Genomic DNA, 22,633 nt, shown 5'->3' with positions numbered 1-22,633 from the left:
GGGGGGGGGGGGGGGGGGGCCGCGCCGCGGGCCGCGCCGCCGGGGGGGCGCGGGGGCCCCACGCCGTAGGACCGGCCGCCGGCAGGCCGGTCAGCGCCCGGGCCACGTCCAGTCGGCGACCTCCGGCAGGTCCGTGCCGTGCTCGCGGATCCACGCGTGGTGCCGCAGCCGGGCGTCCTCCATCAGCTGCCGCACGGGCGCGGCCCGTACCGCGAGTCCCGGCACCCGGTCGATGACGTCCATGACCAGCCGGAAGCGGTCGAGGTCGTTGCGGACGACCATGTCGAAGGGCGTGGTCGTGGTCCCGATCTCCTTGTAGCCGCGCACGTGCAGGTGGGGGTGGCCGGCACGGCGGTAGGCGAGGCGGTGGATGAGCCACGGGTAGCCGTGGTACGCGAAGATCACCGGCTTGTCGCGGGTGAAGAGCGCGTCGTACTCCGGGTCGGCCATGCCGTGCGGGTGCTCGTCCTTGGGCAGCAGCCGGGCCAGGTCGACCACGTTGACCACCCGCACCGCCAGCTCCGGCAGGTGACGGCGGACCAGCGAGGCGGCGGCCAGCACCTCCTGGGTGGGCACGTCCCCCGCGCAGGCGAGGACGACGTCCGGCTCGCGGGTGCCGTCCTCCGTCCCCGCCCACTGCCACACGCCGGCGCCGCGGGCGCAGTGGGCGCGGGCGGTGTCGAGGTCGAGCCAGTCGAAGCAGGGCTGCTTGCCGGCGACGACGACGTTGACGTGGTCGCGGCTGTGCAGCACGTGCTCGGCGGTCGACAGCAGGGTGTTGGTGTCCGGCGGTAGGTAGACGCGTACGACCTCGGGCGCCTTGTTGAGGATGTGGTCGATGAAGCCGGGGTCCTGGTGGGAGAAGCCGTTGTGGTCCTGCCGCCACACGTGCGAGGTGAGCAGGTAGTTCAGCGAGGCGATGGGCCTGCGCCAGGCCAGTTTCCGGGTGGTGCGCAGCCACTTGACGTGCTGGTTGACCATCGAGTCGACGATGTGGACGAAGGCCTCGTAGCAGGAGAACAGCCCGTGCCTGCCGGTGAGGAGGTAGCCCTCCAGCCAGCCCTGGCAGGTGTGCTCGGAGAGGATCTCCATGACGCGGCCGTGCCGGTCGAGGTGTTCGTCGACGGGGAGGACCTCGGCCTGCCAGGCCTTGCCGCTGGCCTCGTAGACGGCCTGGAGCCGGTTGGAGGCGGTCTCGTCGGGGCCGACGAGCCGGAAGTCGCGGCGTCCGGCGGTGTCGGCCATGACGCGTTCCAGCAGGCCGCCGAGGACCCGGGTCGGCTCGTGCAGGGTCGAACCGGGCTTGTCGACCTCGACGGCGAACCGCTCCAGCGGCGGCACGGGCAGGTCGCGCAGCAGCAGCCCGCCGTTGGCGTACGGGGTGGCGCCGAGCCGCAGGTCGCCCTCGGGGACGCAGGCCAGCACCTGTGCGGTGGGCGCGCCGCGCTCGTCGAACAGCTCCTGCGGCCGGTAGGAGCGCATCCACTCCTCGAGCTGCCGCAGGTGCTGCGGGTTGTCGCGGACCGCGGCCAACGGCACCTGGTGGGCGCGCCAGGTGCCCTCCACGGGCAGGCCGTCGACCTCGGCCGGCCCGGTCCACCCCTTGGGGGTGCGCAGCACGATCACGGGCCAGTGCGGACGCCCGCGCCCCCCACCCTCGCGCCCCCCGCCCTCGCGGGCGGCGCCCTGGATCTCTGCGATGCGGTCCAGGGCGGTGTCCATCGCCTCGGCCATCGCGGCGTGCACGGCCAGTGGTTCGTCCCCGGTGACGTGCAGCGGCTCGTGGCCGTAGCCGCGCAGCAGTTCGTCGAGCTCGCTCTCCGGGATCCGGGCGAGCACGGCCGGGTTGGCGATCTTGTAGCCGTTCAGGTGCAGGACGGGCAGGACGGCCCCGTCGTGGACGGGGTCGAGGAACGTGTTGGAGTGCCAGGACGCGGCGAGCGGGCCGGTCTCGGCCTCGCCGTCGCCGATCACGCAGGTGACGACGAGCCCGGGGTGGTCGAAGGCGGCGCCGTAGGCGTGCGAGAGCGAGTAGCCCAGCTCACCGCCCTCGTGGATCGAGCCGGGGGTCTCCGGTGCGACGTGGCTCGGCACGCCCCCGGGGAAGGAGAACTGCCGGAACAGCCGGTGCATGCCCTCCGCGTCGCGCGGGACGTCCGGGTAGGTCCGCGAGTACGTGCCCTCCAGCCACGAGTTCGCGAGGACGGCCGGGCCGCCGTGCCCCGGCCCCCACACGGCGAGTGCCCGCTGCCCGCGGGCCTTGATCACCCGGTTGAGGTGGGTGTGGACGAGGTTCAGGCCGGGCGAGGTGCCCCAGTGGCCGAGCAGCCGTGGCTTGATGTGCTCGGGGCGGAGCGGCTCGGTCAGGAGCGGATTGGCCATCAGGTAGATCTGGCCGACGGCCAGGTAGTTCGCGGCGCGCCAATGGGCGTCGAGGGCGCGGAGCTCCTCGTCGTGCACGGCTTCCTCCGGGACATCGGGTACGGGAGACCTCTCCTTCCCAGACTCGGCATTCCCGGTGACGGTCCGCTAGGGCCGGACGGGGCCTCTTCCGGGCCGTCCGGACGCCGGCGCGATGTCCGACCCGGGCCCTGATGTGGAGTGCGCGTGCCGGAGGAGGAGGCAGGGAAGATCGCGGATTGAGCGGATCCGGGCGAACCGGACCGCTTTCGGCGCATCCCCGGCACGGCGGGCCGCCAGGCCCTACGTTCCCGGAACCGGCCCCGTGAGGACGCCGCGAAGGACAGGGGGACGACGATGCACGAGACCCGCACCGACACGGCGGCCCCGGCGGTCGGTGACCCGGCCGCCGGGGAGATGTTCCGCGCGCTGCTCGAGGCGGCCCCGGACGCCATGGTCATCGTGGACGGCACCGGCGTCATCAGACTGGTCAACGCCCAGACGGAGTCGCTGTTCGGCCACACCCGGCAGGAGCTGCTGGGCCGCCCCGTCGAGGTGCTGGTCCCCGACCGCTTCCGCGGCCACCACCCCGCCTACCGGCACGGCTACGCGGACAACCAGCAGGTGCGGCCGATGGGCGCCGGTTTGGAGCTGTACGGGCTGCGCAAGGACGGCCGGGAGTTCCCGGTCGAGATCAGCCTCAGCCCGCTGCAGACCGCCGACGGCCTGCTGATCTCCGCGGCGGTCCGCGACGTCAGCGAGCGCAAGGCGGCGGAGGAGCGCATCAACGAGCTGGCGGTGCTCGTCGAGTCGTCCCAGGACGCGATCCTCGCCAAGACCCTCGACGGCCGGATCACCTACTGGAACGCCGCCGCTCAGCGGCTGTACGGCTACTCGGCGGAGGAGGCCATCGGCCGGCACGTGTCCATGCTGGCCCCCGCGCACCTGAAGGAGGAGATCGCGGCCCTGCTGGAACGGCTCGCCCGCGGGGAGCGGGTGGAGCACTTCGAGATGCTGCGGGTGACCAGCAACGGGCGGCTGCTGGACGTCGACGTGACCCTCTGGCCGATCCGCGGCCGCGACGGGGCCATCGTGGGCGCCTGTTCCATCGTGCGCGACATCGCCGACCTCCGGCGCGCCGAGGAGGAGCTGACGGAGCTGTACCGGCAGCAGCGGCACATCGCGCTGACCCTGCAGCGCAGCCTCATGGGGTCACCCGCCGAACCGCCCGGCATGCGCACCGCCAGCCGCTACTTCCCCGCCACGCAGGGCGCCGGGGTCGGCGGCGACTGGTTCGACCTCATCCCGCTGGGCGGCGGTCAGGTGGGCGTGCTCATCGGCGACGTGATGGGACGCGGCCTGGAGGCCGCCGCGGTGATGGGACAGCTGCGGTCGGCGGCCCGCGCCCTGGCCAAGACCGGGATACCCCCGCGGCAGTTGATGCAGGCGCTCGACGCCTTCGTCACCGACCTGCCCGACCAGCTCGTCACCTGCTGCTACCTGGTGGTGGACCCCGACGCGGGCGAGGTGACGGTCTGCTCGGCGGGACACCTGCCGGTCCTGCTGGTGGACCCGGGCCCGGGCGCCGCCGTCCGCGAACTGCCCGCGCCGATCAGCGTGCCGCTCGGCGTCGGCGAGGTGCCGCACCAGCAGGTGTGCCTGCCCGTTCCGGCCGGGTCGACGCTCGTGCTGTACACCGACGGGCTGGTCGAGACGCCGCGCTCCGACATCGACGAGCAACTGCGCCGGCTCGGCGCCGAGCTGCGCACCTCCTTCGCCCGCTCCCCCGGGCTGGAGGAGGCCGCGGACATGGTGCTGGCCTCGCTCCGCCCCGACGCCGACGGCCACGCCGACGACGTCACACTGCTGCTGGCCAGGCTCCCCGAGGCACCCCTCGCCGCGACGTCCATGGAGGTGACGGCCGTCCCCTCGGCGGTCGCCGAAGGGCGCGGCTTCGTCCGCGAGACCCTGGCGCAGTGGGGCTGCGCGGGGGTCGCGGACGCCGCCTGCCTGCTGGCCTCGGAGGTCCTCACCAACGCCGTGCGGCACGCCCAGGGGCCGCTGCGGCTGCGGCTGCACCGTACCGAGCGGGAGATCACCGTCGAGGTGACCGACCACAGCACGCACATCCCGCAGCGCCGTCCGGCCGAGCTGGGCGACGAGTCGGGGCGCGGCCTGCTGCTGGTGGAGGCGCTGGCCGCGGGCTGGGGCACCCGGCCGTCCAGCGACGGCAAGACCGTGTGGTTCACCCTCCGGCTGGCGCACGGGTGACGCCGGGGACTGCGGCGCCGGGCGCTTCGGTCACCTCGACGAAGTGCGGGTTGTACATCACGCCGAGCAGGTTCCCGAAGGGGTCGACGGCCGCGCCCGCCACGAAGCCGTGGCCGTGGTCGCGCGGAGCCTCGTGCGGGCGGGCCCCCAGGGAGAGCAGGCGCCCCCAGACCGCCTCGACGTCGTCGACGTGCCAGTAGGCGACCACGCCGGCGGGCGCGGAGGGCGTACGGGAGACGCCCAGCTCCTGACCGTGGTCGCCGAGCCGGAACTCGATGTAGTCCGGTGTGTCGAAGTAGGGCTCCACGCCGAGCAGTTCGGTGTACCAGGCCTTCGCGGCCGCGAGGTCCTCCGCGTGGTAGCGGATGGTGGCCAGACCGCGGAATGTCGTCGTCATACCGTCATGCTCGCGCGCCTTGCGGTCGGTTCCGGTCCGCATCGCGCGGGTCCCGGCGCCCGTACGGCGGTGCGGACGTCACCAGGGCCGCGCGCCGCCCGTCCCGGCCGGGGGCCCGTCCGTAGCATCGGGTCCATGGCAACCCTGTGGGAGCTCATGCGCGATTGCATCCCCGACGACCACGCCCGCCAGGTCACGTCGCGCTTCTACCTCGACGAGGTCATGGCCTCCGCCCAGGCGCCGGACCGGGTGGTGGACCTCGGGTGCGGCCGCGGCACCTCGGCCGCGCTCTTCCGCCGGCACGACCCGCAGGTGCGCTGGGTGGGCGTCGACATCAGCGACTCCCCCGAGGCCCGGCAGCGCACCGCCGGCGGCGACCCGGTCCTCCACTACGACGGCGTCCGGCTGCCCTTCCGCACCGGCGCGGTCCCGCTGATCTACTCGCACCAGGTGTTCGAGCACGTCTCGCGCCCCCGGGAGCTGCTGGCCGAGATCGGCCGGGTGCTCCGGCCGGGAGCGGTCTTCATCGGCAGCACCTCGCAGTTCGAGCCGTACCACTCCTTCAGCCTCTGGAACTACACGCCGTACGGTTTCCGGGTGCTGGTCGAGGAGGCCGGGCTGGCCCTGGAGGAGATCCGGCCCTCGCTGGACGGGGTGACCCTCATCATGCGCTCGTACCACGGCCGCCCGTCCGAGTACGGGCGCTACTGGGACGAGACGTCACCCCTGAACGCCGAGATCGACACCTGGGCGCGGCGCACGAAGCGCGGCGCCGCCCTCGCGAACCTCCGCAAGCTCACGTACTGCGGGCAGTTCGCGTTCCGCGTCCGCAAGCCGTCCTCCTGAACCCGGTCAGCCGAGGTCGAAGGTGTTGGGCAGGCCGAGGCGGTAGCGCAGTTCGTCCACCCTCTTGAGGGCCTCCAGCTCCGGCGGCCGGTAGAGGGGGATGACGCGGCAGCGGTCGGCGTCCGAACCGTCCGCGTCCAGGAGGGCGTTCACGGCGCGGCGGGCGGACTCGTTGGCGCCCTCCATGGTGGCGAGGTCGACGTCGGTACGGACGTAGTCCCCGGCGAGGAAGAAGTTGGGGACGGCCGTGGCCGCCGAGGGGCGGTGGTGGAGCGTGCCGGCGGGGTGGATCAGGAGCTGCTCGCGGTTGCCCGGGTGGGGTCCGCCGAGACCGGTGACGGCCGGGTCCATGAACCACGACAGCAGGTCGGAGTCGTCCAGGACCCCGTCGCCGGCGGTGCCGACCGCGTCCTTCAGCTGCGCCCACGTCTCGGCGACGATCTCCTCGCGGGTGCACTGGCGGGCCGTCCTGCCGTAGAGGATGCCGGGCTTGTCCCATTCGGAGACGATGGCGGACACGCAGTCCGCCGCGCGGCCGTCGCCGTAGTCCGCGGCGAAGTCGCGTCCGTCCCAGAACTGGGCCTGCCCGACCGCGGTGACCGACCACGGGGAGTCGAGGCAGTTGACGTGCCCGTTGACCAGCGGGGTGGGCCTGGCCAGGTAGAACTGCACGCCGACCATCCAGTCCGTGCGCAGCCGGTCGCACCGCCCGAGCTGCGGGTCCGCGGCGCGCAGGGCCGGTCCCCAGGTCGGCCGGGCGTGCTCCACGGGCAGCGCGCTGACGTAGTGGTCGGCGGTGACCGTCCGGGTGGCCGTGCCGTCCGGGGCGCCCACGCGTACGCCGGTGATCCGGCCGTCCGCGTACAGCACCTCGCGCACTTCGGTGCCGAGGACGAACTCGACGCCGAGCGAGCGCAGGTGGGCCTCCCAGGGGTCGATCCACGCCTCGCTGGTGGGCGCGTTGAGCACGCGGTCCACGTCGGCGTCGCCGTCCAGGCCGCGGCCCAGCAGGCCCCACAGCAGCAGCGCTTCGATGATCACCCGGCCCACGGTGCGGGTCGAGGCCTCCTCGGCGCGGGTGGCCACGAGGTTGCGGGTCTGGCCCACACCGAAGAAGAGCCGGTACTCCTCGCTCATCTCCCCCGCGCGGATGAAGTCCCACCAGGGCACCTGCTCCCACTGGCCCTCGCGCCGCGCGTCGCAGCTGGTGAGGTGGACCAGCACGCGGTCGGCGAAGTACCCGGCCTCGTGCGCCGGCAGCCGCGTCACCAGCCCGAGCACGGACAGCACCTGGTCGCGGATCCACGTTGGCGTGAGGTCGCCCGGGCGCGGCGGCGTGGTCACCCGGCGGAGCGGGAAGTGCAGATCGGCCCGGCCGCCCGCCCGGGCGAACAGCGCCTCCGTGCCGGAGCGCAGGTTGTCGTGGACGCCGCCGGGGTTGCCGGCGACGGGGATGCGCCGCAGCGTGTCCGGCAGGTTGCGGTAGAACCCGGGGAAGAAGCGGAAGCCGTGCTCCCCGGGCAGCGCCCTGCGCCCGCCGCCGCCCGTGCCGGGGACGTCCATGCTGCGCGCCTTGCCGCCCAGTGCGGTGTGGTACTCGTACACGGTCACGGCGTAGCCGCGCTCGGCCAGTTCGTGCGCGGCGCTCAGCCCCGACACCCCTCCGCCGAGGACGGCCACCCGCTTGGTCCCGGTCGCCGCCCGCGCCACCCCGGGAACCCCGGCCCTGACCGCGACCGCCCCAGCCGCCACCCCGCCGGCCCCGGCGAGGAACCCCCTGCGCGTCCGCCCGTCCACCGCCACGCACGCCTCCCCGATCTGACGGCCAATCATGGCCGTGCCAGATTAGGCACCTCCGTCCCCACCGGCGACGCCCCGACCGCGGCCGCACAGGACCCTCACAGCGTGTTCGGGCCGCGGCCCGCGGTCGACGTCGCCGCGGGCACGCGGTCCGCCGCCGACCGGCCGGTCCGGCCGTCACGCACCCGCGTGCAGCAGCGCCTCCGGGCCCAGGTCGGCGGGCCGGGAGTGGCCCGACAGGGCGAGGGTGAGGTCGAACTCGGCCAGCAGGCAGCGGATGACGTGCTCGACGCCCGCCTGGCCGTCGAGGCCGAGGCCGTAGGCGTAGGGACGGCCGAGGAGCACGGCGGAGGCCCCGAGGGCGAGGGCCTTGAGGACGTCGTCACCGGTGCGGACGCCGCTGTCGAAGAGGACGGCGAGGCGGTCGCCGACGGCACGGGCCACCGCGGGGAGGGCGTCGGCGGCGCCGATGGCGCCGTTGACCTGGCGGCCGCCGTGGTTGGAGACGACGACGCCGTCCATGCCGGCGTCGGCGGCCAGGCGGGCGTCGTCGGGGTGCTGCACGCCCTTGAGGACGATGGGGCCGTCCCAGTTCTCGCGCAGGAAGGAGAGGTCGGGCCAGGTCTTGCCGGGGTCCGAGAACATGCCGACGAAGTGCAGGACGGCGGCGTTCAGGTCCTGTTCGACGGGCTTGGCCAGGCCCGCGAGGAACGCGGGGTCGGTGAAGTAGTTGGCGGTGCCGATGCCCTTCAGGAAGGGCAGGTACGCCTGGTCCAGGTCGCGCGGCCGCCAGGCGAGCAGCGGGGTGTCGAGGGTGACGAACAGCGCGGTGTAGCCGGCGGCCTTGGCGCGGCCCAGGAAACTGCGCGTCACCTCGCGGTCCTTGGCCCAGTACAGCTGGAACCAGCGTTCCGCGTCGCCCATGGCCTCGGCGACCTCCTCCATGGGCGTGCTGGACGCCGAGGAGAGCACGAACGGCACGCCCTGCGCCGCGGCGGCACGGGCGGCCGCGCGCTCGGCGTCGGGGTGCACGATGGACAGCACCCCGACCGGGCCCAGCGCGAGCGGGGCGGCCAGCGTACGGCCGAGGACCTCGACGGACAGGTCGCGCGCGGACACGTCGCGCAGCATGCGCGGCACGATCCGCAGCCGGTCCAGGGCCTCGCGGTTGGCGCGTTCCGTGCGGCCGCTGCCCGCGCTGCCGGCGACGTAGCCGAAGGGACCGGGGTCCAGGCGCTCGGCGGCCAGCGCCTCCAGCCGTGTCAGGTCGGTGGGGAGCGCGGGCAGCACGCCCGCGAGCCCGTTGAGGTAGATCTCGTACTGGTGGTCCGCCCGGTCGCCCATCCCTGTCCCGTCTCTCGGTGCCGAGAGCAGGACTGTGTCAGCACCGCGACGCCGCGTCCACCGTCCGGTCAGGCCCCCGGCAACTCGGCCGCCATGTCGGCGCGTACGGCCGCGTTGCGGCGGGAGATGACCACCGCGGCGGCGACGGCGCTGGCCGCGAAGCAGGCCGCGACCGTCCAGGGGCAGTCCAGTACGTCGCCGGTCACGTGGTCCAGGGAGTAGCGGCCGGGTCCGGCGACACCGATCGCGGCCGCCGTGAAGCCCAGGAACGCCGGGAACTCGAAGCCGCCCGAGGCGGAGAAGAAACCGGCCGGCAGGTGCACGGAGACGGCGCCGGCCATCCCGCCGGCGGCGGCCGCACCCGCGGCCGGGGTGGCCAGGCCGAGCGCCAGCAGGGTGCCGCCGCCCGCCTCGGCGAGGCCCGAGGCGAGCGCGCTGCGCCGGCCGGGCCGGAAGCCCATGGACTCCATCGCCTCGCCCGTGCCCTCCAGGCCGTGGCCGCCGAACCACCCGAAGAGCTTCTGGGAGCCGTGCGCGACGAGCACCGTGCCGGCCCCGAGGCGCAGCGCGAGCAGTCCGAGGTCCTTGCGGCGGCTGTTGGGCATGGCGGGGTCCTTCCGGGCGTGGTGCGGGGCGGTGGGGGCGCGTACGGCCAGTCTCGGCGCCCGCCGCGGGCCGCGCCGCCCGCGGTGGGCCGTACGGGCGGTCGGGAGGCGGGGCGGGTGGCGGGGCGGAACGCGGGTCAGGCGGCGGGTCAGGAGGCGATGGCCACGGCCTGCCGCACGCAGTCCTCGGAGCCGAGCGCGCGGAGCATGAAGTCGGCGAGGTCGGCCCGGCTCACCCGGGACCCGAGGCCCAGCCGCAGGTCGGAGCCGGTGCGGTAGACACCGGAGTAGCGGCCGCCGGTGATCACCGCGGGCCGCACGATCGTCCACAGGTCGCCCTCGGCGCGGATGACCTCCTCCTGCCGGTCCTTGTCCCGCATGAGGGCCGGGATGACCAGCGAGGTCACGACCCGGTACGCGCCGCGCCTGCCGGGCCCGCACCCGTAGGCGCCGACGGCCACCAGCCGCCGTACGCCGAGCGCCCGCATGGCGGGGAGGATCCGCCGCATCCCGTCGGCGCAGACGGTCCCGCCGCGCGGGGGACGGGTGCCCAGGGCGCTGAGCACCCCGTCGGCGCCCGCGACGACGCGCCCGACGGCCTCGGCGTCCCGGACGTCGCCGGGCACCACCGTCAGCCGTTCGTGCGGGGTGAGGGCGGCGGGGTCGCGGGCCAGGGCGGTGACCTCGTGGCCCGCGTCGAGCGCCTGCGTGACGAGTTCGCGTCCCACATGGCCGGTGGCTCCGAAGATCGCGATGCGCATGTCGGCGTGGCTCCGGGTCGGGGAAGGGTCACCAGCCATCCTGGGCCACCGCCCGCCGGGCGGCTACTTCAGCAGCCGCGACATCCTGCGGTCGGCGAGCGGCTTCCCGCCCGTCTGGCAGGTCGGGCAGTACTGCAGGGAGGAGTCGCTGAAGGAGACCTCGCGGATGGTGTCCCCGCAGACGGGGCACGGTTCGCCGGTCCGCCCGTGCACCCTCAGCCCGGTCTTCTTCTCGCCCTTCAGATCGCCCGCGGCGAGGCCGCGGGAGCGCTCGACGGCGTCCTGGAGGGTGGTGCGCAGCGCTTCGTACAACCGGCTGACCTCCTCCTCGGAGAGGTTCGCGGCCAGCGCGTACGGCGACATCTTCGCCGCGTGCAGCACCTCGTCCGAATAGGCGTTGCCGACACCGGCGATGACGCCCTGGTCGCGCAGGACGCCCTTGATGCGGCGGCGTTCGCCGGAGAGCAGGCCGGCGAAGACCTCGCGGGTGAAGGCGGGGCCGAGCGGTTCGGGGCCGAGGCGGGCGATGCCCGCGACGTCCTGGAGGTCCCGGACGCAGTACACGGCCAGCCGCTTCTGCGTCCCCGCCTCCGTCAGGTCGAAGCCGGCGCCCTCCGGTTCGGCCATCAGCAGCCGCAGCGCGAGCGGGCCCTTGCCCGGGCGGGGCGGCGCCGTGGGCAGGTCGTCCTTCCAGCGCAGCCAGCCGCCCCTGGCCAGGTGGACGGCGAGGTACGGGCCCTCGCCGCCATCGGTGGTGAACACCAGGAACTTGCCGCGCCGGCCGACGGAGGTCACGGTGCGCCCGTGCAGCGCGTCCAGCGGCGGGTCGTAGGTCTTCAGGACGCTCACCGCCACCGGCAGGACCCTGCCCACGGCGTGCCCGGCCATCCGGCCGGAGAGGAACCCGGCCAGGGCCTCGACTTCGGGCAGCTCCGGCATGCGACCAGTCTGCGCCCCGGTGCGCAAGGATGCGAACGCCGACGGGACGGTTCCACCCGGTTTCTCCGTCAATACCGCACCATGAACAGACAGTTGGATCTTCGGGAGAACTGGACATCGGGCCGCCGGATGTGAATGATCGCAGCCATGGCCGATTCTCTCCCCCTGCCCGCCGAGGCACCGAACCACCTGGACCCCGGTGCGCTGGACCCCACCGAGGTGATACCCCGGCCGCAGCCGGTGGAGGCCGGTGAGGCCGCGGAGGTCAGGGTCATCAGCGGGGAGGTCGTCGGCGCCCGTCACCGCGGGCAGCGCCGGGGGCCCGGCCGCGGCTCCCTGGGCACGGCCGTGCTGACCGCGACCGGCGCGGTCGCGGGGCTGTCCATGCTCATGCCGCACGGCGGGGCCGGCGGCGTCGCGGAGGCCGCCCAGGAACCGGCCAGCACCGTGCCGGACGGGGTCGTCGAGGACGTCATCGTGCCGACCGCCGCGGGCGCCGCCGTCGCCGCGGAGTCCCCGCAGGCCGGCACCGAGGTGGTCACGAAGGCCGCGTCGAGGGGCACGGGTACGGGCACCACCACGACTCAGGGCACGGGATCCGGCACGCGCGACGCCGCCCGGACCGACGCCCCGGACGACACCCCCACCCCGGGCCGCCACGCCCGCGTCAGCGGCAGCTGGGACAGCGACGAGTGGCAGGAGGCCGTGTCCCGCGCCATCGCCGCCCACCGCTCGGGCGAGCAGGGACACCACAGCGGCCGCCACCGCGCCGGCAACGACTCCGGCTGGACCGGCACCCAGTGGGGCGGCACCCGCCACGGCGGCTGGCCCCGCGGCTGACACCCCTCCCCACCCCCGAACGCGGCCCCGCGCGACGCGCGGGGCCGCGTCACGTCCGGCGGGCCGCCGGGGGCCTGCCGATGACACGATCGGATGAACTGCACGGCTCTCCTTGAACGGCGCCGGATCACGGGCGCGCGGCACGCCGCGGCTCGCATCGGGCGCCGCACAGTCCGGCGCGCCGCTTCGAGCCGATCAGTCGATGCCACGATCGGATGAACTGCTCGGCGCTTCTTGAGCGGCGCCGAATCGGGGGACGGCTGCTCCCGTACGACCCGGCCGCCGCTCGCCCGGCGTCAGGCACCAACGCCGGGCGCAGCCCCCAGCCGGAACCGTGGCAACGCCAGGCCGGCGGAAGCCGGCTCGGGTGCCAAAGAGGCCACCCCAAGGGCTGCACACCACTCCGAACCCGCACCACCGCCGCCAGCCCGCACCGCCCCCGCGTACGACGCCACCCACACCCAGGCCCGCGCCACGCCAAAGCCCTGGCGCAACCCAGCCGGACACCGTGGCAACTCCGGCACCGGTCGCCGTCAGGCGCGGGCACCACGGAACCACACCACGCGCCGCACACCGCTCCGAACCCGCACGCACCGAGACCGGCCGCCGCCCCAGCCCGCACCGCCCCGCGCACGACGCCACACCCAGGCCCGGGCCGGGGCCGGGGCCGGGGCCGGCACCGCATCGACGCCGGGGTCAGGGGAGTTCCTGCTCGGCCCAGATCGTCTTGCCCGTGGGGGTCTGGCGGGAGCCCCACCGCTGGGTGAGCTGGGCGACGAGCAGCAGGCCGCGGCCGCCCTCGTCGAGGATGCGGGCGCGGCGCAGGTGCGGGGCCGTGCTGCTGGTGTCGGAGACCTCGCAGATCAGGGTGGCGTCGCGGATCAGCCGGAGCTGTATGGGGCCGCCGCCGGCGTAGCGGATGGCGTTGGTGACCAGTTCGCTGACGACGAGTTCGGTGAGGAACACGACGTCCCCGAGCCCCCACTCCCGGAGTTGCTCCGCCGCCCTCCTGCGGGCGTCGGCGACGACGGCCGGGTCGTCGGGCACCTCCCAGGTGGCGACCTGGCGGGCGTCGAGCGCCCGGGTGCGGGCGACGAGCAGGGCGATGTCGTCGCCGGGCCGGTCCGGCAGCAGCCCGTACAGCACGTTGTCGCAGAGCTCCTCCAGGCTCCCGGCGGGCCGGATGAGCGTCCGGGCGAGCAGCGCGAGTCCCGCGTCGACGTCGTGCCCGGCGGATTCGATGAGGCCGTCGGTGTAGAGGGCCAGCAGGCTGCCCTCGGGCAGTTCGAGCTCCGCCGACTCGAAGGGCAGCCCGCCCAGCCCCAGCGGTGGTCCGGCGGGCAGTTCGGGGAACTCGGCCCGGCCGCCGGGCAGTACGACGGCGGGCGGCGGGTGGCCGGCGCGTGCCATGGTGCAGCGCCGGGAGACGGGGTCGTAGACCGCGTACAGGCAGGTCGCGCCGACCTCCCCGGCGGACTGGTCGGAGGCGCCCGCGATGCCCTGCCCCTCCTCCATGTCGAGGCGCACCACCACGTCGTCGAGCTGGGTGAGGAGTTCGTCGGGCGCCAGGTCGACGTCGGCGAGGGTGCGGACCGCGGTGCGCAGTCGCCCCATCGTCGCCGAGGCGTGCACCCCGTGGCCGACGACGTCGCCCACGACGAGCGCCACCCGGGCGCCGCTGAGCGGGATCACGTCGAACCAGTCGCCGCCCACGCCCGCCCGGGATCCGGCCGGCAGGTAGCGGGAGGCGACCTCGACGGCGGCCTGCCGCGGCGAGCGCCGCGGGAGCATGCTGCGCTGCAGGGTGAGGGCGGTGGAGCGTTCCCTGGAGTAGCGGCGGGCGTTGTCCACGCAGACGGCGGCCCGGGCGGCGATCTCCTCGGCGAGCATCAGGTCGTCGGCGTGGAAGGCGTCGGGGGTGCGGTGCCGGATGAAGATCGCCAGGCCCAGGGTGGTGCCGCGGGCGCACAGCGGGACGACCATCAGTGAGTGCACGCCGTAGTCGACGACGCTCTTGCCGCGGGCGCGGTCGTACTCCGTCCAGCGCCGGATCTCCGGCTCGTGGGTGCGGTGCAGTGACCCCCGGCCGGTGACGAGGGCGCGGGCGGCCGGTGTGTAGTCGGGCACCGTGTCCAGCTCGCCGATCTGCGCGGCGGCCTCGGGGCAGCCGGGCAGTACGGACTGCTGGGCGACGCGCCGGAAGGCGAGGTCGCCGGTGGCGGGCAGGGGGCCGGGCTCCTCGCCGCGGACGACGGAGTCCAGCAGGTCGACGCTGACCATGTCGGCGAAGCGGCGTACGGAGACGTCGGCGAGTTCCTGCGCGGTGCGGGTGATGTCCAGGGTGGTGCCGATGCAGGTGCTCGCCTCGTTGACGATGTCCAGCCGGCGCCGGGCGTGGAACTGCTCGGTCGTCTCGTACACCGCGGCGGACACCCCGGTGACCTGCCCCGATCCGTCCCGCAGCGGGAAGACGAGCATCGCGTAGGCGTGGTCGCGGTCGTCGCCGGGCGGACGGCCCAGGCTCTCCAGGCGCGCGGTCTCGCCGTTCCTCATGACCGCTTCCTGGACGCGGTCGAACTCCTCGAAGGCCGCTCCGGGCATGAACTCGCGCAGCCGCAGTCCGCGCACCTCCGCCACCCTCCTGCCGACCAGCCGCTCCATCGCGGCGTTGGCGGTGCTGAGGCGTACCTCGCGGTCGTAGACGGCCACGGCCACCGGGAGCTGGTCGAGGACCCGGGCGTCCAGTTCCGGCCGTTCGGGGGCGGTCACGGTCGCGGTGACGGTCCAGTGCGCGGTGCCCGCGGCGTCACAGAGGAGGCGCAGGCCGAGCCGGGCCGGCAGTCTGCGGCCGTCCCGGTGGCGCAGGGCGACGGGGCCCGTCCAGGACCGCCCGGCGGCGATCCGGCGGAGTGCGGCGAAGGGCAGCGGGTCGGCGAGGAGGCCGACGGCGGGCCGGCCGAGCACCTCGGCGGAGGACCAGCCGAGCAGGCGGCGGGCGTCCTCGCCCCAGGCGGTGAGCACTCCGGTGTCCCCGGCAGCGACGGCCGCGGCCGCGGGCGGCGTCGGCCCGTGGCGCTCGTCCCCTCCCCCGTGCTCGCCGTGGCCGGTGCGCCTTCCCATGGGTACGTCCTCGCCCTCATGGCCGTCCCCCTCAGCATGGTCCTCCGCCGGGGCGCTCTCAACCGGCGTGCGCGGCGGCGGTGCGGCGCGCACGGCACGGGGCCGCCGGCTCACGCGCTGTCGCCCTCTGGGCAAGGCCGTCCGGACGAACGAGACTGAGGCCAGGCGAGCGTGAGGAGTGGCGCAGGTGACGGTGAAGGTCGACGGGCCGCTGACGGCCTCCCCCCGGCGCGCCTCGCCCTGGACACGCGGCACGGCGGCCGTCGCGGCGGGGGCGCTCCCCGCGCTGGCGTTCCCCGCGCCCGCGCTGTGGTGGCTGGCGTACGTCGCCCTGGTGCCGTGGATGCTGCTGGCGCGCGCCGCGCCGACCGGGCGGCGGGCCGCGCTGGACGGCTGGCTGGGCGGGGCCGGCTTCATGGTGGCCGTGCACCACTGGCTGATCCCGAGCCTGCACGTCTTCATCGTGCTGATAGCCCTGCTGCTGGGGGTCCTGTGGGCGCCGTGGGGGTGGCTGGTGCGCCGGCTGCTCGGGGGCGCCCCGGACGGCCGCTCGGTGGTGGCGGCGGTGGTGCTGGTGCCGTGCGCCTGGCTGCTGGTCGAGCTGGTGCGGTCGTGGGAGTACCTGGGCGGGCCGTGGGGGCTGCTGGGGGCGAGCCAGTGGCAGGTGACGCCGGCGCTGCGGCTGGCGTCGATCGGGGGCGTGTGGCTGGTCAGCTTCCTGGTGGTGGCCGTCAACACGGCGCTGGCGGCGCTGCTCGCGGTGCCCTCCGGCCGGGCGGCCGCGGGGTCGGTGCTGGCGGCCGCGGCCGTGGGGACGACGGCGGTGTGGGCCTGGGCGCCGGTCCCGTCCCGCAGCGGGGAGTCGGTGCGGGTGGCGGTGGTGCAGCCGGGGGTGGTCGACGGGCCGCAGCCGCGCTTCGACCGGGGGGAGGAGCTGACCCGTACGCTCGCGGGCCGGGGCGTGGACCTGGTGGTGTGGGGGGAGAGCAGCGTCGGCTTCGACCTCTCGGCCCGCCCCGACCTCGCGGACCGGCTGGCCGCGCTGTCCCGCGACGTCGGCGCCGACGTCCTCGTCAACGTGGACGCGCGGCGGGCGGACGGCCTCGGGATATCGAAGACCTCGGTGCTGATGGGCCCGGACGGGCCGGTGGGCCCGAGCTACGACAAGATGCGGCTGGTGCCCTTCGGCGAGTACGTACCGGCCCGCACCGTGCTGGGCTGGGCCACGTCGGTGGGCAGGGCGGCCGGCGAGGACCGGATCCGCGGCGACCACCAGGTGGTGATGGACGCGGGCGCGGTACGGCTCGGGCCGCTGGTGTGCTTCGAGTCGGCGTTCCCCGACATGAGCCGGCACCTCGCCGACGACGGAGCGCAGTTGCTGGTGGCGCAGTCCTCCACCTCCTCGTTCCAGGAGAGCTGGGCGCCCGCGCAGCACGCCTCGCTGGCGGCGCTGCGTTCGGCGGAGTCCTGGCGGCCCATGGTGCACGCGACACTGACCGGGACCAGCGTGGTCAACGACGCCCGCGGCGAGCGGATCGGCCCGGTGCTGGGCACGTCGAGCAGCACGGCGCGGGTCTACGACGTGCCGCTGGTCTCGGGGCGCAGCCCGTACGACCGGCTCGGCGACTGGGTGCCCCGGCTGACCGTCCTGCTGCTCGCCGGGGCGGGGGCGTACGAGGCGGCGCTCAGGAGGTCTGTTCGGTCACGGCCGTGACGACGCGCTCGCACAGTTCGTGGGTGAGCAGCGCGTCGCGGGCGTCGAGGGGCTTGCCGTGCCGGACGGCGTCGAGGAACGCGAGGGCGATCCCCTCTATGCCGCGCTGACGGGCGACGGGCACCCAGTCGCCGCGCCGGCGGACGGTGGGCTGGCCCTTGTGGTCGACGACCTCGGCCAGGTTGAACACCTGACGCTTGCTGTCGTGGCCCATGACCTCCAGGACCTCCTCGTTGGAGCCGCTCATGCGGTTCATCACGCCGATCGCGGTGAAGCCGTCGCCGGACAGCTGCAGCGTGACGTGGTGGAGCAGCCCGCCGCGGACCCGGGCCCGGACGTCGGTGTGCTCGACGGGGCCCGGGAGGAGGAAGCGCAGGGTGTCGACGACGTGGATGAAGTCGTCGAAGACGACGGTGCGCGCGGTGTCCGGGTGGCCGATGCGGTTCTTCTGCATCAGCACCAGGTCGCGCGGGTGGTCGGCGCACTGGACGTAACCGGGTGCGTGGCGGCGGTTGAAGCCGACCGTCAGCCCGACGCCGCGCTCCTCGGCGCGGCGCACCAGGTGCTCGGCCCCGGCCAGGTCGTAGGCGAGCGGTTTGTCGACGTAGACGGGGACGCCCGCGTCGATGAGGCGCTCGGTGATCTCGACGTGCGTCTCGGTGGGGGCGTGCACGAACGCCCCGTCGAGCCCCTGGTCGAGCAAGGCGTCGAGGGTGTCGTGGCGGTGCGGGGCCGGGACGCGGTGGGTGTCGCCGACGGTGTCGAGGGTCGCGCGGGTGCGGGTGTGCAGGTGGAGTTCCACCCCCGGCTGGGCCGTCAGCACCGGCAGGTACGCCTTGCGCGCGATGTCGCCGAGTCCGATGACCCCGATCCTGAGGGGTTCCATGTGCCGCTCCCGCCTACGCCTGCCCTGCCCGACCTGTGCCGTCGGCAGCATACGGGCCGGTCGGCGGCCGCCAGTCGGCGATCCCGTCGAGGCTGCGCAGCGCCAGGCGCGGGCCGACCCGGTTGACGCCGGCGAACAGGGCGTCGCGCAGGGCGACGGCGGGCCGGGACGACCAGGTGGTGAGCCGCCCGACGCCCCAGGAGCGGCGCACGACCGCGGTCGTGCGGGGCAGCCGTTGCGCGGTGTACGCGGCGAGGGCACGCGCGAGGGCGTCCTGCCCGGCGTCGGGGGCCGCGAGGTGGGCGAGGACGACGGCGTCCTCCAGCGCCTGGCAGCCTCCCTGGCCGAGGTTGGGCGTCATGGCGTGCGCGGCGTCGCCGAGCAGGACGACGCGCCCCCGGTGGAAGGCGGGCAGCGGGCGCGCGAGGTGGTGGACGTCGTTGCGGAGCACGGTCCCGGGCGCGGCGGAGTCGATCAGCTCGGGGATCGGCCGGTGCCAGTCGCCGAACAGCCGCCGCAGCTCGGCCCGTTCGTCCCCGCCCGGGGCGCGGCCGCCGGGCGCGGTCACGGCGGTGGCGTAGCAGTAGACGCGGCCGCCGGTGAGCGGCACGGTGCCCCACAGCCGGCCGCGCCCCCAGGTCTCGTGCGGCAGGTACGCGGCGGGCGCCGGGACGACCGTGCGCCAGCTGGTGAACCCGCTGTAGCGGGGCCCCGGATGCTCCGGGAAGAGCGCGGCGCGCACGGCGGAGTTGATCCCGTCGGCGGCGACCACCAGATCGGCGTCGACCGTCCCGTCCTCGGTGGTGACCTTCCCCTCGGGCGATGCGGACACCACCCGGGTCCCGGTGCGCAGCGCGCCGTCCGGCAGGAGGCCCGCGAGCACGGCGACCAGCTCCGCCCGGTGGGCGATGACCACGGGACCCCCGAAGCGTTCGGCGGCGGCCTCACCGCTGGTCCGCGACAGCCAGCGCCCGTCGGGCCGGCGCAGCCCGCCCTCGCCCTGGAAGGCCGCCATGGCGCGCACGGCCTCCCCGACCCCGAGCACGTCCAGCGCCCGCAGGGCATTGGGCGCGATGCCGATCCCGGCGCCCACCGGTTCCAGGGCCGCCGCGCGCTCCAGGACGGTCACCCGCCAGCCGCGCCTGCGCAGGGCCACGGCGGCGGCCAGTCCCCCGATCCCGGCCCCGACGACGACGGCGTGCGGCTGCGGCGGTGTACGGCCCATGGCGTCCGATCCCCTTCCCCTCACTACAGGTGTAGTCATTACCGTACTACACCTGTAGTGATCGGAGGAAGACGCACCCCGGGAAGCGGTTCCGTCCCGGGACGAGACCGCCCACGGCGGCGGATCCCGTACACGCCCCGCCGCCGGGGGCGCAGGGAGGACGAGAACCGCCCCGGACCGCCGCAAGCCCACCCCGTGACCCCGAGCCCGCCCACGGCACCTCCCAGGACCCCCGCCGGGACCGCCCTGCCCCATGGGCGACGGGCCCCGGCCGGACAACCCCTGCACGCTCCACCGCGAAGAGGTCGCGCCCGGCCCGGCTGCCGCAGGCGTCCCGGGCACCGGGGGCGGAAGGTACGGCGGGGCGGGTGCGCGGAAGGGGACCGGTAGGTTGCCGTCATGAGCACCGTGCAGACCTCCCGGCCCGAGCTGATCGCCGACACCGCACTCGCGCTGCTCGCGGAGCGCGGCATGCGGGGGCTGACGCACCGGGCGGTCGACGAGGCGGCCGGTCTGCCGCAGGGCTCGACGTCCAACCACGCCAGGACCCGGGCGGCCCTGCTGGAGGCGGCGGTCCGCAGGCTGGCCCTCCGCGAGTCGCAGGCCGCCGGCTCGTCCGCGAGCCGGGCGCCCGCCCCCGGGCCCGAGGGGCTGGCCGCGCTGCTCGCGTACTTCCTGCACCGCTCGGTCACCGAGTCCCGCGACCTCACCCGCGCCCGGCTGGAGCTCGCCCTGGAGGCCACCCGGCGCCCCGAGTTGCGCACGGTCTACGACACCGCCGGCCGTGCCTTCCGCGAGCAGCTGGAGGCGATGCTGCGCGCCGTGGGCTCCGCCGAGCCGGAGCGGCACGCGCGGTCCCTCATCGCCTGGTGCGACGGCGTCCTCTTCCACTCCGTCGCGGGCGCCGGGTCCGTGTCACCGCCGTCCGAGGCCGAGTTGCGGGCGGGCGCGGGCGACCTGCTGCGGGGCATGCTCGGCGCCGGCGCCGGCGGCTGACGCGTCGACGCCGTCGGAGGGGCCCGCCATCATGGCGGCATGACGACGTCACCGGAGCGCACCGACCCGCCCTGCACCGCCGACGAGCGCACCATGCTGGAGAGCTGGCTGGACTTCCACCGCGACACCCTCGCGATGAAGTGCGCCGGCCTGGACGACGAGCAGCTTCGCACGGCCGCCGCGCCCCCGTCCGACCTCACGCTGCTGGGCCTGGTCCGGCACATGGCCAACGTCGAACGCGGCTGGTTCCGCAATGTCCTCGCCGGCGAGGACATCTCGCCGTTCTACCGCAGCGACGCGGATCCCGACGGTGAGTTCCACGACCTCGACAGGGCCGACACCGCCGAGGCGTTCGCCACCTGGCGCGCCCAGATCGTGCACGCCCGCGATGCGGCCCGCGGCCGGTCCCTCGACGAGACCGGGCTGCGGCACGGCAAGCACGAGGTCTCCCTGCGCTGGATCTACGTCCACATGATCGAGGAGTACGCCCGCCACAACGGCCACGCCGACCTGATCCGCGAGCGCATCGACGGCGTCACGGGCGACTGACGCCTCGAGCATCCCCCTCGGCCCGGGCCGGGCGACGACCCCCGTGCGCCGTCCGGCCCGGGCCGGTCCTCACTCGCCCAGGTTCGGGATGCGCCAGTCCACCGGGTCGTGGCCCTGTGCCTTGAGCGCCTCGTCGATCTGGGTGAAGGGGCGGCTGCCGAGGAAGAGCTTGGCCGACAGGGGCGAGGGGTGGGCACCCTGGACGACCGCGTGCCGCTCGGTGTCGATCAGCGGCAGCTTCTTCTTGGCGTAGTTGCCCCACAGGACGAAGACCGCCGGCTCGGGCCGGGCGGCGACGGCCTTGATGACCGCGTCGGTGAACTTCTCCCAGCCCTTGCCCTTGTGCGAGTTGGCCTCGGCCTCGCGCACCGTCAGCACCGCGTTGAGCAGCAGCACGCCCTGCTCGGCCCACGGCATCAGGTAGCCGTTGTCCGGGATCGGGTAGCCGTACTCCTCCTTCATCTCCTTGAAGATGTTCCGCAGCGACGGCGGCGTCCTGACGCCCGGCTGCACGGAGAAGCACAGCCCGTGCCCCTGGCCCTCACCGTGGTACGGGTCCTGGCCGAGGACCAGCACCTTCACCTTGTCGTAGGGAGTGGCCTCCAGGGCCGCGAAGACCTGCTCGCGCGGCGGGAAGACCTTGTGCTTCCCACGCTCCTCCTCCACGAACTCGGTGAGCTGGGTGAAGTACGGCTTCTCCAGCTCCTCACCGAGGACGGCCTGCCAGGACTCGGGCAGCGTGATGGGCACGACGGGAACCTCCGGTACGCGATCCGTTACTGGGGACGAACGTACCGCCCCGCACCGACAATCCGCCCGGCCGGGTGTCAGGCGGCGTCCAGCCGGGCGCGCAGCTCCGGTGCGAGCACCAGGTCGGCCGCGGGCAGGAGTTCGTCGAGCTGGGCGACGCTGCTGACCCCGAGCACCGGCAGGACGGGCACGTCACCGCCCAGCAGCCAGGCCGGCACGACCTGGTGGGGGGTGGCACCGGTCTCCCGCGCCACCTCCCGCAGGACGCGCAGCCGGCGCCGCGTTCCCTCGTGCCGGTACTGCTCGGGCAGTTCCTTGTCGTCCCGTGTGTAGGCGCCGTGGACGAGCGTGGAGTACGCCGTCACGTCCAGGTCGGCCGCCCCGCCCGCGTAGGCGAGGAGTCCGGCGTCGGCGTGCCGCTGCACGCCGAAGCGCGCTCCCGGCCGCGGCCGCAGGTAGGTGTGCCGCTGTTGCACCACCCGGTAGCCGGGCAGCCCGCGTCCGGCGGCGATCCGGCGGGCCTCGGCGATGCGGCCGGTGGCGTGGTTGCTGACGCCGGGCGTGCCGGCCGAACCGTCGGCGACGAGGCCGGCGAAGGCCTCGACGGTCTCCTCCAGCGGCACCCGCGGGTCGTCGACGTGGGCGTGGTGGACGTCCACGCGGTCGGTGCCGAGCCGGCGCAGGCTGTCCCGCAGCCCGGCGCGGACGACGTGCCCGGCCAGGCCCTCGGCGTTGCCGAGGTCGCCGTCGTCGCCGATCCACCGCGTGCCGCGCGCGGGGTCGGGCCGGGCGCCGACCTTGGTGGCGAACACGACCCGGTCCCTCGCCCGGCGGCTGCGCAGCCGGCGGCCGAGCAGCAGTTCGCTCTCGTCGCCGGTGGCGCCGTCCACCCAGCAGGCGTAGTTGTTCGCGGTGTCGACGAAGGTGCCGCCGGCCTCCGTGAAGCGGTCGAGGAGCGCGAAGGAGGTCTCCTCGTCGACCGTGGTGCCGAAGGGCAGGGCGCCCAGGCACAGGGTGCTGACCTCCGGTCCGGCGCCGCCGGCCAGTGTGCGGTATCGCGTGGTGCGCACTCCTCGGATGCGGGGAAGTCCCTGGTGCCGGCGAAGACGGTGCCGAGGGAAGGCGCGTACAGGCAGACGGCGCCCGGCGCGTGGCCGGGGGTGTGCAGCACCGTGAGCTCGGTGCCCGCC

The 22,633-nt window shown here is 74.9% G+C and carries 17 protein-coding genes and 2 pseudogenes; 6 read left to right on the top strand and 13 right to left on the bottom strand.

Annotated elements, in window-relative coordinates:
- Positions 1-90 precede the first annotated feature (90 nt).
- Positions 91-2,469: pseudogene (locus ABZ479_RS40070) on the bottom strand (phosphoketolase family protein); the annotation flags it as partial.
- Positions 2,470-2,757: 288 nt separating this feature from the next.
- Between ABZ479_RS40070 and ABZ479_RS40065 the strand changes: the two are divergent.
- Positions 2,758-4,671 carry a PAS domain S-box protein gene (locus tag ABZ479_RS40065; RefSeq protein WP_500466185.1) on the top strand — a complete coding sequence of 638 codons (1,914 nt, stop codon included), beginning with the start codon at positions 2,758-2,760 and terminating at the stop codon, positions 4,669-4,671.
- Here ABZ479_RS40065 and ABZ479_RS40060 read toward each other — a convergent pair.
- Positions 4,646-5,068 (bottom strand): VOC family protein, encoded by a 423-nt coding sequence (locus ABZ479_RS40060; RefSeq protein ID WP_500466184.1) that lies wholly within the window; start codon positions 5,066-5,068, stop codon positions 4,646-4,648. The two genes, ABZ479_RS40065 and ABZ479_RS40060, sit on opposite strands and share 26 nt — an antisense overlap.
- A 135-nt stretch (positions 5,069-5,203) precedes the next feature.
- Here ABZ479_RS40060 and ABZ479_RS40055 point away from each other — a divergent pair, with 135 nt between their 5' ends.
- The gene (locus tag ABZ479_RS40055) at positions 5,204-5,914 is read left to right on the top strand and encodes a class I SAM-dependent methyltransferase (RefSeq protein ID WP_500466183.1); all 711 of its coding nucleotides are present in this window, start codon (positions 5,204-5,206) and stop codon (positions 5,912-5,914) included.
- Between the two features lie 6 nt (positions 5,915-5,920).
- On the opposite strand, the gene ABZ479_RS40050 is transcribed toward ABZ479_RS40055, so the two are convergent.
- From ABZ479_RS40050 to ABZ479_RS40030, 5 genes are all read right to left on the bottom strand, one after another.
- Entirely contained in the window at positions 5,921-7,747 is a 1,827-nt protein-coding gene (locus tag ABZ479_RS40050) for a hydroxysqualene dehydroxylase (protein ID WP_500466182.1), read from the bottom strand.
- A gap of 144 nt (positions 7,748-7,891) precedes the next feature.
- Positions 7,892-9,058, bottom strand: coding sequence for a lactate 2-monooxygenase (locus tag ABZ479_RS40045; protein ID WP_500466181.1), 1,167 nt, complete (start codon positions 9,056-9,058; stop codon positions 7,892-7,894).
- A 68-nt stretch (positions 9,059-9,126) separates the two neighbouring features.
- Positions 9,127-9,663 (bottom strand): DoxX family protein, encoded by a 537-nt coding sequence (locus ABZ479_RS40040; RefSeq protein ID WP_500466180.1) that lies wholly within the window; start codon positions 9,661-9,663, stop codon positions 9,127-9,129.
- 149 nt (positions 9,664-9,812) lie between these two features.
- The gene (locus ABZ479_RS40035) at positions 9,813-10,424 is read right to left on the bottom strand and encodes an NAD(P)-dependent oxidoreductase (RefSeq protein WP_500466179.1); all 612 of its coding nucleotides are present in this window, start codon (positions 10,422-10,424) and stop codon (positions 9,813-9,815) included.
- A 63-nt stretch (positions 10,425-10,487) separates the two neighbouring features.
- The gene (locus ABZ479_RS40030) at positions 10,488-11,363 is read right to left on the bottom strand and encodes an Fpg/Nei family DNA glycosylase (protein WP_500466178.1); all 876 of its coding nucleotides are present in this window, start codon (positions 11,361-11,363) and stop codon (positions 10,488-10,490) included.
- Between the two features lie 147 nt (positions 11,364-11,510).
- On the opposite strand from ABZ479_RS40030, the gene ABZ479_RS40025 reads away from it, so the two are divergent.
- On the top strand, positions 11,511-12,203 hold the full coding sequence (locus ABZ479_RS40025; RefSeq protein ID WP_500466177.1) for a hypothetical protein: 693 nt from the start codon (positions 11,511-11,513) through the stop codon (positions 12,201-12,203).
- Between the two features lie 696 nt (positions 12,204-12,899).
- Here ABZ479_RS40025 and ABZ479_RS40020 read toward each other — a convergent pair.
- Positions 12,900-15,323: a SpoIIE family protein phosphatase gene (locus tag ABZ479_RS40020; RefSeq protein WP_500466176.1), complete on the bottom strand. Its 2,424-nt coding sequence runs from the start codon at positions 15,321-15,323 to the stop codon at positions 12,900-12,902.
- Positions 15,324-15,510: 187 nt separating this feature from the next.
- Here ABZ479_RS40020 and lnt point away from each other — a divergent pair, with 187 nt between their 5' ends.
- A complete protein-coding gene (lnt, locus tag ABZ479_RS40015) occupies positions 15,511-17,037 on the top strand; it encodes an apolipoprotein N-acyltransferase (RefSeq protein ID WP_500466175.1) in 1,527 nt (508 codons plus the stop codon).
- On the opposite strand, the gene ABZ479_RS40010 is transcribed toward lnt, so the two are convergent.
- Both ABZ479_RS40010 and ABZ479_RS40005 read right to left on the bottom strand, forming a co-directional pair.
- Positions 17,009-17,923, bottom strand: coding sequence for a Gfo/Idh/MocA family protein (locus ABZ479_RS40010; RefSeq protein ID WP_500466174.1), 915 nt, complete (start codon positions 17,921-17,923; stop codon positions 17,009-17,011). The two genes, lnt and ABZ479_RS40010, sit on opposite strands and share 29 nt — an antisense overlap.
- Positions 17,924-17,936: 13 nt before the next feature.
- Positions 17,937-19,148, bottom strand: a complete 1,212-nt coding sequence (locus ABZ479_RS40005) for an FAD-dependent monooxygenase (protein ID WP_500466173.1) — start codon at positions 19,146-19,148, stop codon at positions 17,937-17,939.
- A gap of 399 nt (positions 19,149-19,547) precedes the next feature.
- On the opposite strand from ABZ479_RS40005, the gene ABZ479_RS40000 reads away from it, so the two are divergent.
- Positions 19,548-20,144: a TetR/AcrR family transcriptional regulator gene (locus ABZ479_RS40000; RefSeq protein WP_500466172.1), complete on the top strand. Its 597-nt coding sequence runs from the start codon at positions 19,548-19,550 to the stop codon at positions 20,142-20,144.
- Positions 20,145-20,183: 39 nt separating this feature from the next.
- Positions 20,184-20,693 carry a DinB family protein gene (locus tag ABZ479_RS39995; protein WP_500466170.1) on the top strand — a complete coding sequence of 170 codons (510 nt, stop codon included), beginning with the start codon at positions 20,184-20,186 and terminating at the stop codon, positions 20,691-20,693.
- Between the two features lie 69 nt (positions 20,694-20,762).
- Here ABZ479_RS39995 and ABZ479_RS39990 read toward each other — a convergent pair whose 3' ends face one another.
- The 3 genes and pseudogenes from ABZ479_RS39990 to ABZ479_RS39980 form a co-directional block, all read right to left on the bottom strand.
- Positions 20,763-21,443 (bottom strand): uracil-DNA glycosylase, encoded by a 681-nt coding sequence (locus ABZ479_RS39990; RefSeq protein WP_500466169.1) that lies wholly within the window; start codon positions 21,441-21,443, stop codon positions 20,763-20,765.
- A 77-nt stretch (positions 21,444-21,520) separates the two neighbouring features.
- Positions 21,521-22,513 carry an aldo/keto reductase gene (locus ABZ479_RS39985; RefSeq protein ID WP_500466168.1) on the bottom strand — a complete coding sequence of 331 codons (993 nt, stop codon included), beginning with the start codon at positions 22,511-22,513 and terminating at the stop codon, positions 21,521-21,523.
- A 22-nt stretch (positions 22,514-22,535) separates the two neighbouring features.
- A pseudogene (locus ABZ479_RS39980) lies at positions 22,536-22,633 on the bottom strand (MBL fold metallo-hydrolase); the annotation flags it as partial.

This window comes from Streptomyces sp. NPDC005722 (assembly GCF_040630935.1).
GTDB lineage: Bacteria > Actinomycetota > Actinomycetes > Streptomycetales > Streptomycetaceae > Actinacidiphila.
The sequence above is the reverse complement of the archived record's forward strand: the minus strand, read 5'-3'. Positions and strand labels throughout refer to the sequence as shown.

What these genes read in the sequence shown, in the direction of transcription:
- ABZ479_RS40065 (WP_500466185.1), top strand. Translation starts at nt 2,758, where the DNA reads ATGCACGAGACCCGCACCGACACGGCGGCCCCGGCGGTCGGTGACCCG.
- ABZ479_RS40060 (WP_500466184.1), bottom strand. Translation starts at nt 5,068, where the DNA reads ATGACGACGACATTCCGCGGTCTGGCCACCATCCGCTACCACGCGGAG.
- ABZ479_RS40055 (WP_500466183.1), top strand. Translation starts at nt 5,204, where the DNA reads ATGGCAACCCTGTGGGAGCTCATGCGCGATTGCATCCCCGACGACCAC.
- ABZ479_RS40050 (WP_500466182.1), bottom strand. Translation starts at nt 7,747, where the DNA reads ATGATTGGCCGTCAGATCGGGGAGGCGTGCGTGGCGGTGGACGGGCGG.
- ABZ479_RS40045 (WP_500466181.1), bottom strand. Translation starts at nt 9,058, where the DNA reads ATGGGCGACCGGGCGGACCACCAGTACGAGATCTACCTCAACGGGCTC.
- ABZ479_RS40040 (WP_500466180.1), bottom strand. Translation starts at nt 9,663, where the DNA reads ATGCCCAACAGCCGCCGCAAGGACCTCGGACTGCTCGCGCTGCGCCTC.
- ABZ479_RS40035 (WP_500466179.1), bottom strand. Translation starts at nt 10,424, where the DNA reads ATGCGCATCGCGATCTTCGGAGCCACCGGCCATGTGGGACGCGAACTC.
- ABZ479_RS40030 (WP_500466178.1), bottom strand. Translation starts at nt 11,363, where the DNA reads ATGCCGGAGCTGCCCGAAGTCGAGGCCCTGGCCGGGTTCCTCTCCGGC.
- ABZ479_RS40025 (WP_500466177.1), top strand. Translation starts at nt 11,511, where the DNA reads ATGGCCGATTCTCTCCCCCTGCCCGCCGAGGCACCGAACCACCTGGAC.
- ABZ479_RS40020 (WP_500466176.1), bottom strand. Translation starts at nt 15,323, where the DNA reads ATGGGAAGGCGCACCGGCCACGGCGAGCACGGGGGAGGGGACGAGCGC.
- ABZ479_RS40010 (WP_500466174.1), bottom strand. Translation starts at nt 17,923, where the DNA reads ATGGAACCCCTCAGGATCGGGGTCATCGGACTCGGCGACATCGCGCGC.
- ABZ479_RS40005 (WP_500466173.1), bottom strand. Translation starts at nt 19,148, where the DNA reads ATGGGCCGTACACCGCCGCAGCCGCACGCCGTCGTCGTCGGGGCCGGG.
- ABZ479_RS40000 (WP_500466172.1), top strand. Translation starts at nt 19,548, where the DNA reads ATGAGCACCGTGCAGACCTCCCGGCCCGAGCTGATCGCCGACACCGCA.
- ABZ479_RS39995 (WP_500466170.1), top strand. Translation starts at nt 20,184, where the DNA reads ATGACGACGTCACCGGAGCGCACCGACCCGCCCTGCACCGCCGACGAG.